The 15,627-nt window shown below is 70.4% G+C and carries 17 protein-coding genes; 10 read left to right on the top strand and 7 right to left on the bottom strand.

The genetic code is table 11. From position 1 onward, the window contains the following. Positions 1-8: 8 nt before the first annotated feature. Genes KCQ71_RS21365 through KCQ71_RS21350 form a run of 4 tightly spaced genes read right to left on the bottom strand, consistent with a single transcriptional unit; the run spans position 9 to position 2,786 of the window. A complete protein-coding gene (locus KCQ71_RS21365; RefSeq protein ID WP_223409938.1) occupies positions 9-812 on the bottom strand; it encodes an ABC transporter permease in 804 nt (267 codons plus the stop codon). Further along, positions 809-1,720, bottom strand: a complete 912-nt coding sequence (locus KCQ71_RS21360) for an ABC transporter ATP-binding protein (RefSeq protein ID WP_223409936.1) — start codon at positions 1,718-1,720, stop codon at positions 809-811. Before KCQ71_RS21360 ends, KCQ71_RS21365 begins: the two co-directional genes overlap by 4 nt. Beyond that, positions 1,720-2,022, bottom strand: coding sequence for a transcriptional regulator (locus KCQ71_RS21355; RefSeq protein WP_223409934.1), 303 nt, complete (start codon positions 2,020-2,022; stop codon positions 1,720-1,722). Before KCQ71_RS21355 ends, KCQ71_RS21360 begins: the two co-directional genes overlap by 1 nt. Beyond that, complete coding sequence (locus tag KCQ71_RS21350; protein ID WP_223409932.1) at positions 2,019-2,786, bottom strand: hypothetical protein; 768 nt, start codon at positions 2,784-2,786, stop codon at positions 2,019-2,021. Before KCQ71_RS21350 ends, KCQ71_RS21355 begins: the two co-directional genes overlap by 4 nt. 131 nt (positions 2,787-2,917) lie before the next feature. On the opposite strand from KCQ71_RS21350, the gene KCQ71_RS21345 reads away from it, so the two are divergent. The 3 genes from KCQ71_RS21345 to KCQ71_RS21335 are packed head-to-tail and all read left to right on the top strand — an operon-like array spanning position 2,918 to position 4,908. Further along, entirely contained in the window at positions 2,918-4,204 is a 1,287-nt protein-coding gene (locus KCQ71_RS21345; RefSeq protein WP_223409930.1) for a BNR-4 repeat-containing protein, read from the top strand. Between the two features lie 39 nt (positions 4,205-4,243). Continuing rightward, positions 4,244-4,504, top strand: a complete 261-nt coding sequence (locus KCQ71_RS21340; RefSeq protein WP_223409927.1) for a type II toxin-antitoxin system Phd/YefM family antitoxin — start codon at positions 4,244-4,246, stop codon at positions 4,502-4,504. Beyond that, complete coding sequence (locus tag KCQ71_RS21335; RefSeq protein ID WP_223409914.1) at positions 4,504-4,908, top strand: type II toxin-antitoxin system VapC family toxin; 405 nt, start codon at positions 4,504-4,506, stop codon at positions 4,906-4,908. Before KCQ71_RS21340 ends, KCQ71_RS21335 begins: the two co-directional genes overlap by 1 nt. 22 nt (positions 4,909-4,930) lie before the next feature. Here KCQ71_RS21335 and KCQ71_RS21330 read toward each other — a convergent pair whose 3' ends face one another. Further along, positions 4,931-5,188: a hypothetical protein gene (locus tag KCQ71_RS21330; protein ID WP_372454079.1), complete on the bottom strand. Its 258-nt coding sequence runs from the start codon at positions 5,186-5,188 to the stop codon at positions 4,931-4,933. A gap of 86 nt (positions 5,189-5,274) precedes the next feature. On the opposite strand from KCQ71_RS21330, the gene KCQ71_RS21325 reads away from it, so the two are divergent. The 5 genes from KCQ71_RS21325 (at position 5,275) to KCQ71_RS21300 (ending at position 12,431) form a co-directional block, all read left to right on the top strand. Beyond that, entirely contained in the window at positions 5,275-6,096 is an 822-nt protein-coding gene (locus KCQ71_RS21325; protein ID WP_223409911.1) for a CPBP family intramembrane glutamic endopeptidase, read from the top strand. 67 nt (positions 6,097-6,163) lie between these two features. Then, a complete protein-coding gene (locus tag KCQ71_RS27435) occupies positions 6,164-8,956 on the top strand; it encodes a lysylphosphatidylglycerol synthase domain-containing protein (protein ID WP_283248772.1) in 2,793 nt (930 codons plus the stop codon). 194 nt (positions 8,957-9,150) lie between these two features. Further along, positions 9,151-10,365 (top strand): PP2C family protein-serine/threonine phosphatase, encoded by a 1,215-nt coding sequence (locus KCQ71_RS21310; RefSeq protein WP_223409908.1) that lies wholly within the window; start codon positions 9,151-9,153, stop codon positions 10,363-10,365. Between the two features lie 84 nt (positions 10,366-10,449). After that, positions 10,450-10,908, top strand: coding sequence for a Fur family transcriptional regulator (locus KCQ71_RS21305; RefSeq protein ID WP_223409905.1), 459 nt, complete (start codon positions 10,450-10,452; stop codon positions 10,906-10,908). A 14-nt stretch (positions 10,909-10,922) separates the two neighbouring features. After that, positions 10,923-12,431 carry a catalase gene (locus KCQ71_RS21300; RefSeq protein WP_223409902.1) on the top strand — a complete coding sequence of 503 codons (1,509 nt, stop codon included), beginning with the start codon at positions 10,923-10,925 and terminating at the stop codon, positions 12,429-12,431. Between the two features lie 142 nt (positions 12,432-12,573). Here the strand turns inward: KCQ71_RS21300 and KCQ71_RS21295 are convergent, their stop codons facing one another. Then, positions 12,574-12,951: an ankyrin repeat domain-containing protein gene (locus KCQ71_RS21295; RefSeq protein ID WP_223409899.1), complete on the bottom strand. Its 378-nt coding sequence runs from the start codon at positions 12,949-12,951 to the stop codon at positions 12,574-12,576. 69 nt (positions 12,952-13,020) lie between these two features. Here KCQ71_RS21295 and KCQ71_RS21290 point away from each other — a divergent pair, with 69 nt between their 5' ends. Both KCQ71_RS21290 and KCQ71_RS21285 read left to right on the top strand, forming a co-directional pair. Continuing rightward, positions 13,021-13,521 carry an RNA polymerase sigma factor gene (locus tag KCQ71_RS21290; RefSeq protein WP_223409896.1) on the top strand — a complete coding sequence of 167 codons (501 nt, stop codon included), beginning with the start codon at positions 13,021-13,023 and terminating at the stop codon, positions 13,519-13,521. Beyond that, positions 13,518-14,144: a methylated-DNA--[protein]-cysteine S-methyltransferase gene (locus KCQ71_RS21285; RefSeq protein ID WP_223409893.1), complete on the top strand. Its 627-nt coding sequence runs from the start codon at positions 13,518-13,520 to the stop codon at positions 14,142-14,144. Before KCQ71_RS21290 ends, KCQ71_RS21285 begins: the two co-directional genes overlap by 4 nt. Positions 14,145-14,191: 47 nt before the next feature. Here the strand turns inward: KCQ71_RS21285 and KCQ71_RS21280 are convergent, their stop codons facing one another. Continuing rightward, positions 14,192-15,553, bottom strand: a complete 1,362-nt coding sequence (locus tag KCQ71_RS21280) for an LssY C-terminal domain-containing protein (protein ID WP_223409890.1) — start codon at positions 15,551-15,553, stop codon at positions 14,192-14,194. Positions 15,554-15,627: the final 74 nt, after the last annotated feature.

Raw genomic sequence — 15,627 nt, 5'->3', positions numbered from 1 at the left:
CATCGCGCTCAGTGGAAGCGGCGACCCTCGTCGCGGCGGTAGGCCAGCACGGCGAGCTCCGTGAACAGCAGACCCCAGGCGATGAGCACCGGCAGAGCCAGCGGATATGCCTGCTGGCCGGTCAGCACCTGGATGAGCAGGTCCCGTCCGGCACGGCTGGGCAGGGCCTGGGAGAAGGCGTTCAGCCAGCTCGGGAACATCTCCGCGGGCAGGAACAGGCCGCCGGCGAACGCGAGCGGGAACAGCACCGCCTGGACCACGGCGATCGCCGCCTTGCTGCTCATCCGGTAGCCGATCGCGAGGCCGAGCATCAGGAACGGCAGGCCGACCACCAGCACCATGAGCGCGGCGAGCACCACCGTCGCGGGCGGTGCGGTGGCCTCGGTGAGGAGGGCACCGACCACCCCGAGCGGGATCAGGCTGACCAGCGCGAACAGACACCCGGCCAGGACCCGGCCGAGCATCCGCGGCGCCGCCCCGGCGGGCAGCGTGCGTACGTATCCGTCGAACGGGAGGGCCCGGTCCTCGGCCACACCGGAGCCGAACGTGAACAGGAACGTGGACATCACCGAGAACATCGCCAGTTGCCCGACGGCCGCCGTGGCGATCACCGGATCACCGGCCACGGCGGAGTTGGGGACCACGAAGAAGAACATGGCCAGCGTCGGGAACAGCAGGTTACCGACCACGGCGATCGGGATCCGGATCGTCTCGAGCACGGAGAATCTCGCGTGCAGCAGGATCAGGCTGGGCAGGCTCGGCCCGCTGCGGGGCGTGGCCCCGATCGGTGCCTGTGCGGTGGCGGTGCTCATGCTGCGACCTCCTCGGTCTCGGGCGCGCCGGTCGTGCCGGTCAGGGATAGGAAGGCCTCCTCGAGCGAGGCGCCGCGGACCTCGAGTCCGGAGAACTCGGTGCCCGAGGCCACCAGGTGCCGGACGAACGCGTCGGAGTCCGAGACGAGCAGCCGGACGTGGTCGCCGTCGGTCTGCACGGCGGTCACCGTGGGCAGCGCGGCGAGTTCCGCCGCCGCGGCGCCGGTGTGCAGGCTCACCCGCCGGGCATTCACATGTGCGAGGACCCGGTCCAGGCGGTCGTCGGCGAGGATGCGGCCGCCGCCCACCACGACCACGCGTTCGGCGAGGGCCTCGACCTCCTCCAGGTAGTGACTGGTGAGGATGATCGTCGAACCCTCGGCGTGGTAGTCCCGCAGGGCCCGCCACAAGGCACGGCGGCCCTCCACGTCGAGGCCGGTGGTCGGCTCGTCGAGGAGCACGAGGGACGGGCGGCCGACGAGCGAGAGGGCCACCGCGAGGCGACGCTTCTGACCGCCGGACAGGCCCCCGGTCTGCCGGGTCACCAGGTCCCGCAGCTCGAACCGGTCGAGGAGTTCGTCGCGGCCCATCGGGTCGCTGTAGTGGCCGCCGACGAAGTCGATGACCTCACCGACCTTGAGGGTGGCAGGTAGCCCGGTCTCCTGCGGGGTGGTGCCCAGCCCGAAGCGGGACGAGGCCTTGCGGGGGTCGCCACCGAAGAGCCGGACGGTGCCGGAGTCCGGCTTGCGGAGCCCGTTGATCAGGGACAACAGGGTGGTCTTGCCGGCGCCGTTCGGGCCGAGCAGGCCGACGATCTCGCCGGGGTGGACGTCGAGACTCACCCCATCCAGGGCGACGACGTCGCCGAAGTTGCGGCGCACGTCTCGGACGCTGACGATCGGTTCCATCACTGCGCTCCTCTCAGGAGTGCTTCCAGAGTTTCGGTGTAGGTCTCGAAGGCCCGGCGGCCCTTCTTCGTGAGTTCGAGGTAGGTGGCCGGGCTGCGACCCTCGAACCGCTTGTCGATCTGCACGTAGTCGGCCTCCTCGAGCTTGCGGAGGTGGGTGGAGAGATTGCCCGCGGTCATCTCGAGCAGCTTCTGGAGTTTCGGGAAGGCCATCCGGTCGCCCGCGTCGAGGGTCGCGAGGGTGGCGACCACCCGCAGCCGCGCCTGGGCATGGATCACCGGATCCAGTTCGAGCTCGGTCATCGCCGCGACCGCCTCGCCCGCCGCCTGGTCACGAGCAGGTCCCCGACGGCGGCCACGAGGAACCCGCCACCACCGGCGAGCGCCATGACGAGATACGTGTTGGGCTGCGCGACCAGGGCCGCACCCCCGCCGACCACCCCCACCCAGGCGCCGAGGGCGAACATCCGCACCTGCCGCCAGAGCGCACCGCCGGCCATGTACATGACGGCCACGATCAGAGCGCTGACGCCGTTCGTGGCGATCGCCATCACATCCGGCGAAGCACCTGCACGGGACAGCCCGGCGAACAGCAGGCAGGCCGCCACGAACGCGATCATCCAGCTCCAGCCGTACATGGCCCCCTCCGCGGCGGACACACCCCGGACGCCGGCGACCCGCCGCGCGACGTGCACGGCCGTGATCACCAGCGCCGCGATCAGGCAGAGCCCGAACACCACGAATCCCCAGGCGGGCGCGCGACCGAGCGCCTCGTCGTAGGTGAAGTACAGGATCAGATAGCCGATCAGCCACGCGACGCCCCAGGTCCCGAACAGGAGCGGCCCGTTCGGCTCGACGCCCTTGCGGGTGGCCGCGCGTTGGGCCGCGATCATCGCCAGGACGGCCGCCGGGTCCGACGGCGGCGCGTCGTCCTCCGCATTCGGGTCCAGTTCGCCGCCGCCACGGTCGAGCGACGACGCCTCGGCCCGGGCCGCGCCCGGCCGCGGGTCGGCGACCGGCCCGTGAGCACCGTCGGCGTTCGTCGCGCCAGGTTCATCGACGGTCATCGTGCGCCTTCCTGCAGAGTGGTTTGTGCTACAAACTACTCTGCCACGCGTCCCGAATGTGCGCAAGTGTCGGACGTCGCCACACCGGCCGGAGGTGCGGAAAGGGCTCTCCAACTGGCAGGATCAGGTTCATGGCGACGGTGCAACTAATCAACGACAACGGTGCGTGGTGCTGGTTCCAGGACGAGCGCGCCCTGATCGACCCGGTCACGAACACCCTGCTGGTGGGCTCGATCCCGGCGCCGGAGGGCCCGGGCGGCGAGGCGCGCGCGGGCAACGTGGAGATCGCCGTCGTGGATCTGGCTACGGGAGACTCCGAGGTGGTCGTGCTGCACGAGCGCCTGGAGACCGACGACCACAACACCGCGGCCCTGTTCATCCGCCCGGACGGCCGCTACCTGGCCATGTACACCAAGCACAAGACGGACAACCTGACCCGGTGGCGGATCTCGTCCGCACCGCACGACGCCACGGCGTGGGAGCCCGAGCAGTCGTTCGACTGGGCCGAGCTCACCGACGGGCGCGGGGTCACCTACTCCAACCTGCACCACCTCGCCGACGAGGGCCGGCTGTACAACTTCGCGCGCGCCATCAACGACGACCCCTCGATCCTGGTCTCCACCGACGACGGCACCACGTTCGACTTCGGCGGCAAGCTCTTCACCCGCCCCAAGATCGGATATGTCAACGGCTACACCCGGTACGTCAGCAACGGCACCGACCGGATCGACCTGATCACCACCGACCACCACCCGCGCGACTACAACAACTCGATCTACCACGGGTACATCTCCGGCGGAGCCCTGCACAGCAGCGACGGCACCGTCGTCGGCGGGCCGGTCCTCGACGAGCAGGCACCGTCCCAGGTGGAGCTCACCACGATCCTGGCCGCCGGATCGGAGTTCGCCGGCGCCACGATCACCCACGCGTGGACCACGGACATCCGCCGCGCCCCGGACGGCCGGCTCGCCGCGATCCTCACCGGCCGCGCCGGCGACGACCCGGAGAACAGCAACTTCTCCGACCACCGGTTCTTCTACGGCACGTTCGACGGCGGAACCTGGCAGGTGCACCATCTCGCCAAGGCCGGCGGTGCGCTGCTGCCACACGAGGAGGACTACACCGGCCTGGTCGCGATCGACCCCTACGACCTGGACTCGGTCTACGCCTCCACCCCGATCGACCCGCGGGACGACTCGGCGCTCGACCACCACGAGATCTTCCACGGCCGGACGACGGACGGCGGTGCGTCCTGGGACTGGACGCCGGTCACCGAGAACTCCGACGTCGACAACCTGCGTCCGATCGTGGTCCCCGGCGACCCCGCCACCCGCGCCGTGCTGTGGTTCCGCGGGTCCATGACCGCGTCCCAGCACTACCGTTGCGAGGTCGTGGGGTTGATCGAGAAGCGACCCTGAGCCATCGGCGGGCGGCTACGCAAGTGCTACGTTTGTCGCATGTCGGAGATCGCGGCGCGAGAACTGCGCAACCACACCGCCGACGTGCTTCGACGGGTGGAAGCGGGCGAACAGGTGACGATCACCTCCCGCGGCCGTCCCGTAGCGGAGTTGACACCGGTACGCGGAGCGCGTCGCAGGCCGATCGCGCGCGCGGAACTCGTCCGGCGGCTCAGCCGCGCACAGGCCGACCCCGGAATCCGTGAAGATCTGGCGGCGCTGGCCGGGGACACGACTGACGACCTCGACCCGATTCGGTGATGACCTCCGCGTCGAGAGGCCTTCTGGACACGAGCGTGTTCATCGCCCTCGAGTCGGGCCGGCCACTGGAGAGTCGGAGGCTGCCGGATGAGGGCGTCATCTGCCCAGTGACCATCGCGGAGCTGCAGGCAGGCGTGCTCGTCGCCGCCGATGTCGACATTCGCGCCCGTCGGCTGGCCACCCTGGAGGCGGTGGCCGACATCGAGGTGCTCCCGATCGACGGCCTGGTCGCGGCCGAATGGGCGCGCCTTCGGGTGTACCTGGCCCAGGCCGGCCGACGTATCAACGTCAACGACCTGTGGATCGCGGCGACGGCGGTCGCCAACGGCCTGCCGGTCGTCACACAGGACGACGACTTCGCGCCGCTCCGAGACGCCCGCGGGCTAGAAGTTATTTTCGTCTGACAACCTGACCCTCCGGCCGCAGTCAGGCGCCGCCGGGCCTGCGACGTTCGAACCGCGAGCCGCCGTACTTCTTGTGCACGGCCTGCTTGGAGACCCCGAGCAGGAACGCGATCTCGGCCCAGGTCAGCCCCTCGCCCCGCGCCCGGCGCACGAGCACCTCCTCACGGGCATCGGCCTGGCGGCGTAGCTCCACGAGCGCCGCGAGCCCGGCGAAGATGTCACCGTCGTCCTCGGCAGCGGCGGACAGTGCACTCATCGACTTCACCTCCGAATCGTCCATGACCGTCAATCTATATTGACGCTGCCAGGAGGGTCAATCCCCATTGACACCTCCTGACGCGCAGGTGGATGCGCTATAACCGGCGTATGGCGACCCAGGGCGAACCGTCGACACCCTCCCTGACCGCACCGCCGCCGTCGGCAAAGGCCCGGTCCCGGCGCCTGACGGTCGAGATCTGGATCGTGATGGGCCTGTCGCTCGGCCGGTCCGGTGTGTACGCCGTCGTGAACATCCTCGACCGCCTCACCCGCGGCCCACTCGGGGACCAGACCGCGACGCTCAACCCACCACTGTCCGAGAGGCCGTACTGGGACCTGCTCTACCAGGTGCTCTCGTTGACGTTCGCGCTGGTACCGGTTGCCCTCGCGCTGTACCTGCTCAGCGACACCGGGCGCAATCCGTTCCGGCGGATCGGCCTCGACCTGAGCCGCCCCGGTCGCGACTTCGGCTGGGGTCTTGCCCTCGGCGCCATCATCGGCATCCCCGGGCTCGGTCTGTATCTGGCCGGACGCGCGGTCGGCATCACGGTGTCGGTGCAGGCCTCCGCGCTCGATCCGTACTGGTGGTCGGTCCCGATCCTGATCCTCGCGGCCCTCAAGAATGGTGTCCTCGAGGAGGTCCTCGTGGTCGGATACCTGTTCGAGCGGCTCCGCGAGAAGCGCTGGCGACTGTGGTCGATCATCGTGGTCTCGGCGCTGATCCGCGGTTCCTACCACCTGTACCAGGGCTGGGGCCCGTTCTTCGGGAACGTCATCATGGGCGTGATCTTCGGTCTGTTCTACTGTTCGAAATGGGGCCGACGGCGGGTGGCGCCGTTGGTCATCGCGCACACCCTGATCGATATCGTGGGTTTTGTGGGCTACGCCCTGCTTCCCGCCGCCGCGCTGACGGCGCTCGGGCTGGCTTGATCGGCTGATCGGCGCCGCGCCTGGACGCACCGACGGCGCAGAGTCCATCTCACCTACTATCGGGAGCATGTCCACCGATTCCGCAGGGCCGGTGACCCCCAGGGGCCCGGTCCGCCAGGTGCGGATCCTGGACATCCCACTGACCCGGGTCCGGCGCCCGGTCGACCTGGTCCTGATGCTTTTGTCGCTGCTCGGTATCGCGGCGGTCCTGGCACTGGCCGTGTACGCCTATGCGACCACGACCGGCGTGACCGAGGACGTCCAGTCCGCACTGGCGCAGGTGGTCCGCACGATCCTGCTCGTCCCGGTGAACGTGATCGAGGGTCTGCTCATCCTCGTGCTGCCGATCATCGTGGTCATCGAGCAGCTGGTCCGGCGCAACGTCCGGGCCGTCCTGGACGCCATCGCCGCGGCAGCGGTCGCCTACGTCGTGGCCCTGCTCGCGATCTGGCTGCTGGACTCGTTCGCCACGAACGCCCTGGCCCGGTCCCTGCTCCGGTTCCAGGACGGCGCCTGGGTGATCACGATCTCCGCGCCGGTCGCCGCGCTGGGCGCCTTCCTGACGGCGGTCGGCACCAGTGACCGGCGCCGCATCGTGCGGATCTCCTGGAACCTGTTGTGGTTCGTCCTGGTCGTCACGGTGATCACCGGGACCGCGACCCTCGTGGCGGCGATCGTGTCCGTGCTGATCGGCCGCGCGACGGGCCTCGGCATGCGGTACCTGTCCGGGGTCCTGAGCCAGCGGGCCCATGGACTCGAGCTCGTCGAGGGCATCCGGCGGGCCGGGGTGGACCCGGTCCGGGTGATCCGGATCGGCGACTCGACCCTCGCCGAGGACCTGCGCCAGGATGTGGTCGAGGCGTCGGGACCGATCGGGTACACCGCGCCGTCGTTCGCGACACCGTCCCGGGCCGGGACCGTGCCGCCGACCGCCCCGCGGACGGGAGTGACCGCGACGTCCGACGGGCTCGGCGGCCCGAGCGACGCCCTCGGCACCCCGACCGACGCCCTCGCCGCGCCGAGCGACACCGTCGGCGCCCCAAGCGACGCCCTCGGCACCCCAAACGACACACTCGACGGCCCGAGCGACCCACTCCGCGTCCCGACCGACACGGTCAGCGGCCCGAGCGACACCGAGACCAGCCTGCTCGCCCAGCTGCCCGAGTCCGCGACCATCGCGAACGAGCGCGAGGGTGCGAACCGGGTGTACGCCGTCATCGACTCCGGCGGTGTGCGCTGGGACGCCGTGGTGCTCGATGGTGACCGGCAGGTCATCGGCATGCTCAGCGCCGTGATCTCGACGATCATGCGGCGCGGGCTGGCCCGCCGGACCGCGGTCTCGTTGCGGCAGGCCGCAGAGCGCGCCGCCCTCATGTACTACGCCGCATCCGCCGCCGGCGTGAACAGTCCCCGCCTGCGCGGCATCGCCGAGACCGAGGACTCCGTGCTGCTGCTCGGTGAGCACATCGACCATGCCCGCCAGCTCTCCGACCTCCCGAACAGCGCGATCACCGACGAGGTGATGATCAACGCCTGGAAGCAGCTCCAGATCGCGCACGAGGCGGGCCTCGCGCACCGCAACCTCACCGCCGACACCCTCATGATCGCCGACGCCGACGGCCCCGATGCGGGCGAGGTCTGGCTGAACGGCTGGGAGGAGGGCGAGATCGCGTCCGGCTCCCTGGCCAGGCGGGTCGACCGCACCCAGCTGCTGACGCTGCTCGCGCTGCGGGTCGGACCCGAGCGTGCCATCGCCGCCGCCGCCCGGGTGCTGTCCATCGAGCAGCTCGCCGAGATCGCACCCCTTCTGCAGCCGATCGCGCTGCCGATGCAGACCCGCGCCGAGGCCCGCGCGGACAAGGCCGGGATGGCGGCTCTGCGCGCGCACCTCGTCGACTTCATCCCGACGGCCGGGATCGTCGAGCCGATCCGGCTCAGTCGGTTCAGCGCCCGCACGGTGATCACGCTGACGATCGCGGTGGTGGCCGGCTGGGCGCTCCTGACGACCCTGAACTTCCAGGAGATCGCTCAGGTCATCAGCGAGGCGAACCCGTTCTGGATGGTCGTGGCCTTCGTGCTGGGCCTGGTCACCTACGTCGGCTCCGCGATGGGGCTGGTCGGGTTCTCTCCCGAGAAGCTCGGGCTGTGGCGTACCACGCTGGTCCAGGTCGCCGCGTCCGTCGTGACCCTGGTGGCCCCGGCCGGCGTCGGCCCGGCGGCGCTCAACCTCCGGTACATGCAGAAGCGGGGCCTCGAGACACCAATAGCCCTGGCCACGGTGGCCCTGCTCCAGGTGTCCCAGTTCGTCACCACCGTGCTGCTCCTGATCGCGATCGCCCTGCTCACCGGCAGCTCCGGGGCACTGCAGGGCTTTCCCTCGGGCGCCGCGCTGATCGTCGCCGCGGCACTGGCCGTGGTGGTCGGGGTCGCGTTCGCGGTGCCCGCGCTGCGCCGCTGGGTGATCGCGAAGGTCACCCCCACGCTGAAGCAGGTCTGGCCGCGGCTCGTCTGGGTGGTCGGCCAGCCGCAGCGGCTCGCCTTCGCCCTCGGCGGGAACCTGGTGCAGACCCTCGGCTACCTAGCGTCCTTCGCTGCCGCGCTGGCCGCGTTCGGCCAGACCCTGCCGGCCACGACGCTCGCGATCGTCTACCTCACCGGTACCGCCGTCGGCTCGGCCGTGCCCACCCCGGGTGGCATCGGAACCGTGGAGTTCGCGCTCTCCACAGGTCTGCGGACCGCCGGGATCGCTACCGCGACCGCGGCATCGACGGCGGTGCTGTTCCGGGTGCTGACGTTCTGGATCCGGGTACCCCTCGGCTGGGCGGCGCTGCGCTACCTGCAGAAGCAGAACGCGCTCTGACCCGGCAATGTCACCGGGCCACGACCGGCCACACTCGAACGCGGCGGCCGCGCCGGAGGTCCGCCTCCTGGAGATGGGCACCTCGGTCCATTGCGATGCAGATTCGGCGCCCTCCCGCGTTGTAGGGTGAGACTCGCTCCCAAGCCCCCGCCCCCGAAGGCGGCTGACAGTCAGAGGCGGTGCACACGATGGCGGTGAGTTTCCGCTACGCCGTGCAGACCGACCTCGGGACCGTCCGGACGAACAACGAGGACTCCGCTCTCGGCAGCCCACGGCTGCTGGTGCTCGCCGACGGCATGGGCGGGCACGCGGCCGGCGAGGTCGCTTCGAGCGTGGCGGTGCGGGTCTTCGCCGAGGTGGAGCACTCCCCCGGCACGGACATCCCCACCCAGTTCCTGAACGCGGGGCGGGCCTCCCGGCACGCACTCCAGGGCATGTCCGAGGCGGACGCCATGCTCGAGTCGATGGGGACCACCCTGATCGCGGTGGCCAGCGACGGCGAGCAGCTGACGATCGGCCACATCGGGGACTCCCGGGTCTACTGCCTGCACGAAGGCTCGCTGTACCAGGTCACCACCGACCACACGCACGTGCAGCGGCTCATCGACCAGGGCCAGCTCACCCCGGAGCGGGCCCGCACCCACCCGTACCGGTCGATGCTGCTGCGCTCCCTCGACGACCAGCCCGGCGGCGCCGACCTGGACATCATCGCCCTGACGGTGAGCCCAGGGGACCGCCTGCTCCTGTGCAGCGACGGCCTCTCCGACTACCTGTCCGCGGAGCACATCGGTGAACTGCTCACCCGCCCCGACCCGGCCGAGGCCGCTCGCGGCCTGATCAACGCCGCGCTGGTGCTGGGGACCCGGGACAACGTCACCGTGGTGGTGGCCGACGTGGTCACCGAGCCCGACGTCGACACCGACCCGCTCGACGCGGCACCGGTGTTCGCCGGTGCGGTCACGGACGGCATCACGCTCTCCCCGGACGCCGGCGCGGCCCTGAGCGAGTCGCTGCCCACCATGATCATCGATCCCACGAGCCCCGCGGCCGGTGCCCACGTGCGCACGCCGCGACCGGCGACCGCCGGGTCGACCGGGCCCGTCGGGGTCGACGTCGACTCCGACGACGGCGTCACCCTGCTCGACAGCCCGACGGCCGCCGGCGACGACCTCGGCGACCTCCACCCGGCCGACGACGAGACGGGCCCGGACCACGACCGCGCGGCCGCGGACAGTTCGCCCGACGCAAGCCCCGGCGAGAGCGACGAGCCCCGCGTGGCGACCCCCGCCGTCGCCCGATCCTTCGAACCACCGGCGACGACGACGTCCGACATGTCGATGCTGCCCGGCATCCTCGCCGGCAGCGCGGTCCTCATCCTCGCGGCGCTGCTCTGGATCATTCTCGGCTGATCTCGCCGCCACCGGGCGACCCGGTGTGACACAGGACACCCGGCCTTTCTGGAATGAATCCAGAAAAGATGATTGACTGCAGACGTGATCGAGTCCGAGGCGGAGGAACTTCTGCGGGGGGCATCACTGCGCGTGACGCGGCCGCGGGTGACCGTCCTGACGGTCATCCACGAGCACCCGCACTCCGACGCCGCAGCGATCGTCGGGCTGGTCCGTACGCGGATCGGCGGCTGTTCCACGCAAGCCGTCTACGACGTCCTGAAGACGCTCGTCGACGCGGATCTGGCGCGACGGATCGATCTCCCGAACTCGTCGGCCCGCTATGAAGGGCTGCGCTGGGACGACCACCAGCACGCGGTCTGCCGACGCTGCGGCACCCTCACCGACGTCCACGGAGCACCCGGCGCGATCCCGCTCGCGGTGCCCCAGGCACCCGGCTTCATCATCGACGCCGTCGAGGTCACCTACTGGGGCATCTGCCCCGCGTGCCAGGCCGCCAGCACCGATCCGGCGCCGCGCCCAGAGATTTCCCACCACCACTGAAGGAGCATCAAGGAATGACCGAACAGTTCCAAGACAACACCCGGCCCCTGACGACCGCGGCCGGTGCCCCGGTTCCGGACAACGAGAACGCCGTCACCGCCGGCCCGCGTGGTCCGATGCTGCTCCAGGACGTGTGGTTCCTCGAGAAGCTGGCCCACTTCAGCCGTGAGGTCATCCCCGAGCGCCGCATGCACGCCAAGGGGTCGGGGGCGTTCGGCACCTTCACCGTGACGCAGGACATCACCCGGTACTCCAAGGCCGCGCTGTTCTCCGAGGTCGGCAAGCAGACCGAGATGTTCGCCCGGTTCTCCACCGTCGCCGGTGAACGCGGCGCCGCGGACGCCGAGCGGGACATCCGCGGCTTCGCGCTGCGCTTCTACACCGAGGAGGGCAACTGGGACCTCGTCGGCAACAACACCCCGGTGTTCTTCCACCGCGACCCGCACCACTTCCCGGCGCTCAACCGCGCCGTGAAGCGCGACCCGCGCACGAACCTGCGTTCGGCCGAGAACAACTGGGACTTCTGGACGAACCTGCCCGAGGCGCTGCACCAGGTCACCATCGTGATGTCCGACCGCGGCATCCCGGACGGCTACCGGCACATGCACGGGTTCGGATCCCACACCTACTCCTTCATCAACGCCGAGAACGAGCGGTTCTGGGTGAAGTTCCACTTCCGCACGCAGCAGGGCATCAAGAACCTCACCGATGCCGAGGCCGCCAAGCTCGTGGCCGGGGACCGGGAGTCCGCCCAGCGGGACCTGTTCGACGCGATCGAGCGTGGCGAGAACCCGAAGTGGACGTTCTCCATCCAGGTCATGCCCGAGGCCGACGCCAAGGACTACCGGTTCCACCCGTTCGACGTGACCAAGGTGTGGTCGAAGAAGGACTACCCGCTGATCGAGGTCGGCGAGTTCGAGCTGAACCGGAACTCGGAGAACTACTTCGCCGATGTCGAGCAGGCCGCGTTCGCGCCGAGCAACATGGTGCCCGGCGTCGGGCCGTCCCCGGACCGGATGCTGCAGGGCCGGCTGTTCTCCTACGGTGACGCCGCCCGTTACCGCGTGGGCGTGAACCACCACCAGATCCCGGTGAACTACCCGCGCGGGGCCACGAACGTGAACACCTACCACCGCGATGGTCAGATGCGCGTGGACGGCAACCAGGGCGGCGTGCCCGGGTACACCCCGAACAGCTACGACCGCTTCTCGGACCAGCCCGCCTACAACGAGCCGTCGCTCGCCCTGGACGGTCCGGCGGACCGGTTCGAGTACCGCGAGGACGACGACAACTACTTCGAGCAGCCGCGGAACCTGTTCCGGCAGATGACGCCGGAAGAGCGGTCGGCCCTGTTCGCCAACACGGCCCGGGCGATCGACGGCGCCTCCGAGACGACGATCGAGCGGCACATCAACAACTGCACGCTGGCCGACCCGGCCTACGGCGAGGGTGTGCGCAGGGCCATCGAGGCCCGCAAGGCCGGCGCACTCGGTGACGACGACCGGATCAGCGAACTCGTCTGACCCACGTCCGACCCACCGGCGACCACGGCCCGGGCACCCATGAAGGTGTCCGGGCCGTCCGTTCGTCCGGTGGAGCCCGAGCGCGACATCGTTGGCTGGTCCCGGGCGTTCCGGGCCAACAACCTCGCGTTCGACGGCGGGGCTAGGAGAGCAGGTGGGCCCGGCCGAACATCTCGGCCGTCGCACGGGCGCTCGGGGTCCCGGCGTCCAGATCCGCGCCGGCCGCGCGCAGGGCAGCGACGATCTCGTCCTCGCCCTTGAACAGGGCGCCGGCGATCGGTGACTGGTCCCGGTTGTTGCGCAGGTCCACGTCTGCGCCCCGCTCGATCAGCGCGGCGACGGCCGGGGCGTGGCCGTGATAGGCGGCCAGCATGAGGGCGGTGTTCCCGTCGGCATCGCGGACATCGACGTCGAGACCGTGATCGAAGAACTCCACAAGCTCGTCGGTGCTGCCGGCGCGAGCCAGGTCCATGACGATCGCGATCACCGCGTTCGTGTCTGCTTCGGAGAGCGGGTCCATGGTCGGATCCTAGGCTTGACCCGCAGACCTCACATTCTCGGTCCCGCACGCGTCTACCTGGTGATGACGATGAAACAGCCCTTCGAGCAAGCGGTGGCCCGCCACGGCGCCACCGTCCTGCGGGTCTGTCGTGCGGTCCTGGGCCCCGGCCCGGATGCCGACGACGCCTGGTCCGAGACGTTCCTCGCTGCCCTGCGGGAGTGGCCCGGCCTTCCGGAGGACACCAACGTGCAGGCCTGGCTGGTCCGGGTCGCGCACCGTAAGGCGATCGACGTCACCCGCTCGCGGGCACGGCTCGCGATCCCCACCGAGGCGGTGCCGGACCGAGCCTCGACCATCGGCGTCCCGGGCGGGACGGACCCGGACATCTGGTCCGCCGTGGCCGCCCTGCCCGAGCGGCAACGCCTCGCCGTCGCCTATCACTACCTCGGTGGCCTCGCCCACACCCAGACCGCCGAGCTCATCGGCGGCACACCGGCGGCCGTCCGCCGGGCCGCCGCGGACGGGCTGCGGTCGTTGCGTCGCAACCCGCACCTGATCGGACTTGCCGAGGAAGGACACCACCGATGACCACCAACCCCATGCCACCGACCGCCGACGCCGCCGACCTGCTCGCGCGCACCACCCCCGACGACGACGTGCTGGCCCGCCTGCACCGCCGACTGGAGGATGCCGCGCAGGACCAGGGCCTCGTGGAGGTCGCCTACACCGAGGTCGACACCCCGGTCGGGCGGCTGCTGCTCGCCGCCACCGAGGTCGGCCTGGTCCGCGTCGCCTACGAACGCGAGGGCTTCGAGGAGGTCCTCACGAAGCTTGCGACGGGCATCGGCCCGCGCGTGCTGCGAGCGCCGGCCCGGCTGGAGCCCGCGGCCCGGCAGATCGAGGAGTACTTCGCCGGACACCGCACCTCCTTCGACGTCGCACTGGACCGTCGCCTGTCCCATGGGTTCCGCGGCCTGGTCCAGCGGCACCTGCCGGACATCTCCTACGGACACACCCAGTCCTACCGCGAGGTCGCGATCCACGTCGGGAACCCGGGCGCCGTCCGGGCCGTAGGGTCCGCCTGCGCGACGAACCCGCTGCCGGTCGTCGTGCCGTGCCACCGGGTCCTGCGTGCGGACGGCTCGCTGGGTGGCTACGTGGGCGGTCCGGACGCGAAGGCCACCCTTCTCGAGCTGGAGCGGGCCGCCTGACCGGCGCGGCCATGGCCGTTCGCACGGCGCTTGCCCGATCGACTCGGTCAGACCCCGTCGATCGGGTGGTTCTCCGGGTTCTTCCCGCTCGTGAACCTCCGCGCGGTCTCACCCGAGAACGCCAGGAGCACAAGGATCTCGAGCGAGGAGCCGATCAGGTTGCTCGAGAGCGCGCTCTCCGGGGCCGCGGTGAGCCACAGCACGGCGTACACGATGATGCTCACCGCACTGATCGCCATCGTCACCATCCGGGCCCAGTTCCGGCCCCGGTACACCAGGTAGGACAGCAGCAGGTAGGCGAGCAGGTAGCCCATGATGACCCCGCGCACGAGCACGTACCCCTGCTCGAGGCTGAAGCCGAGGTCGAGCATCGGCGCGAGGATCCACAGGTCGTCGATCGACTCCCGGGCCAGGTGCAGCACCCAGTTCAGTGAGAACGCGCCGGCCACCACCCGCAGCAGCATCAGGAACAACCCGAGGGCCACGGTCAGCGGCACGGCGCGGCTCTGCTCGGCCTCGCGGTGATCGGCCTCGACGGCCGCCAGGATCTCCGGCGTCGCCGGCGGCAGCGCCCGCACGTCGACGATCGGCAGGTCCCCGTCGGTGCGGATCGCGTCCCCGCCGCCGTTGCGGGCGTGGTAGCCGGTGGAGAAGTTCTTCAGGTGCTTCACCCGGAGGCCGTCGTTCCCGGCCTCCGGTGCGGTCAGCGTCGCGACGATGTGGTCCCGTTCGGCGTCGATGTCCGCATCGATCCGGTGCGTCACCTGCAGCGTGAACAGATTGAGCCCGACGGCGGTGTCATAGGTTCCCGCGGCCAGCCAGTTCGCGCGGTGTCCGCCGGGCAGGCGCCAGCCCTTCGGGCATGGCCAGAACCGGACGTGATGACGCTTGGCGGGATTGCCCTCGACCTCCTGCTGGTAGGTGAACCGCTGACGGCGCCCGAACAGGTAGAGCGGGCTCACCGGGGCGTCCGGGTAGGACCGGCGCATGATGGTCGAGACCACCATCCGGCGGCTGCTGGTCAGGTTGATCTCGTCGGCACGGTGCCAGCCGGCCCGGAGCATGGCCTCGTGGATCCGGTCCTGCCGGCCCCGGAAGCCGACGTTGACCGGGTCCCCGAGCAGCCCTTCGCGGGTGCGGGAGCGGCCGATGAAGTAGTCCGGCACGTACACCTTGGTGAGCAGCGAGTGGATCCGCGGCAGCAGCAGGTAGGTGACGATCAGCCAGAACGGCAGGAACGCCCAGAGGTGGCGCCAGCCCGCCGTCAGGAACTGGTTGACGAGCAGGAACGCCAGCCACGCGGCCGCGACGGTCGCGAAGGTGAAGAACACGCGGTCGGCGAATCTGACCGGGTTCTCCTGCACCTCCTCGACGGCCGCATGGGCCCGCTCGCTCAACGTCCCGCGCATGGTGCAACGGTAACGTGGTGGAGGGTCCCTACGATCGGGACCGACACTCCGACCGGCCCGGCCCCGGAAGGCAC

Source organism: Occultella gossypii, from assembly GCF_019947135.1.
In the GTDB taxonomy this organism is placed as follows: domain Bacteria; phylum Actinomycetota; class Actinomycetes; order Actinomycetales; family Beutenbergiaceae; genus Occultella; species Occultella gossypii.
Note: the sequence above shows the minus strand (reverse complement) of the source record. Positions and strands in the feature narration are given on the sequence as shown.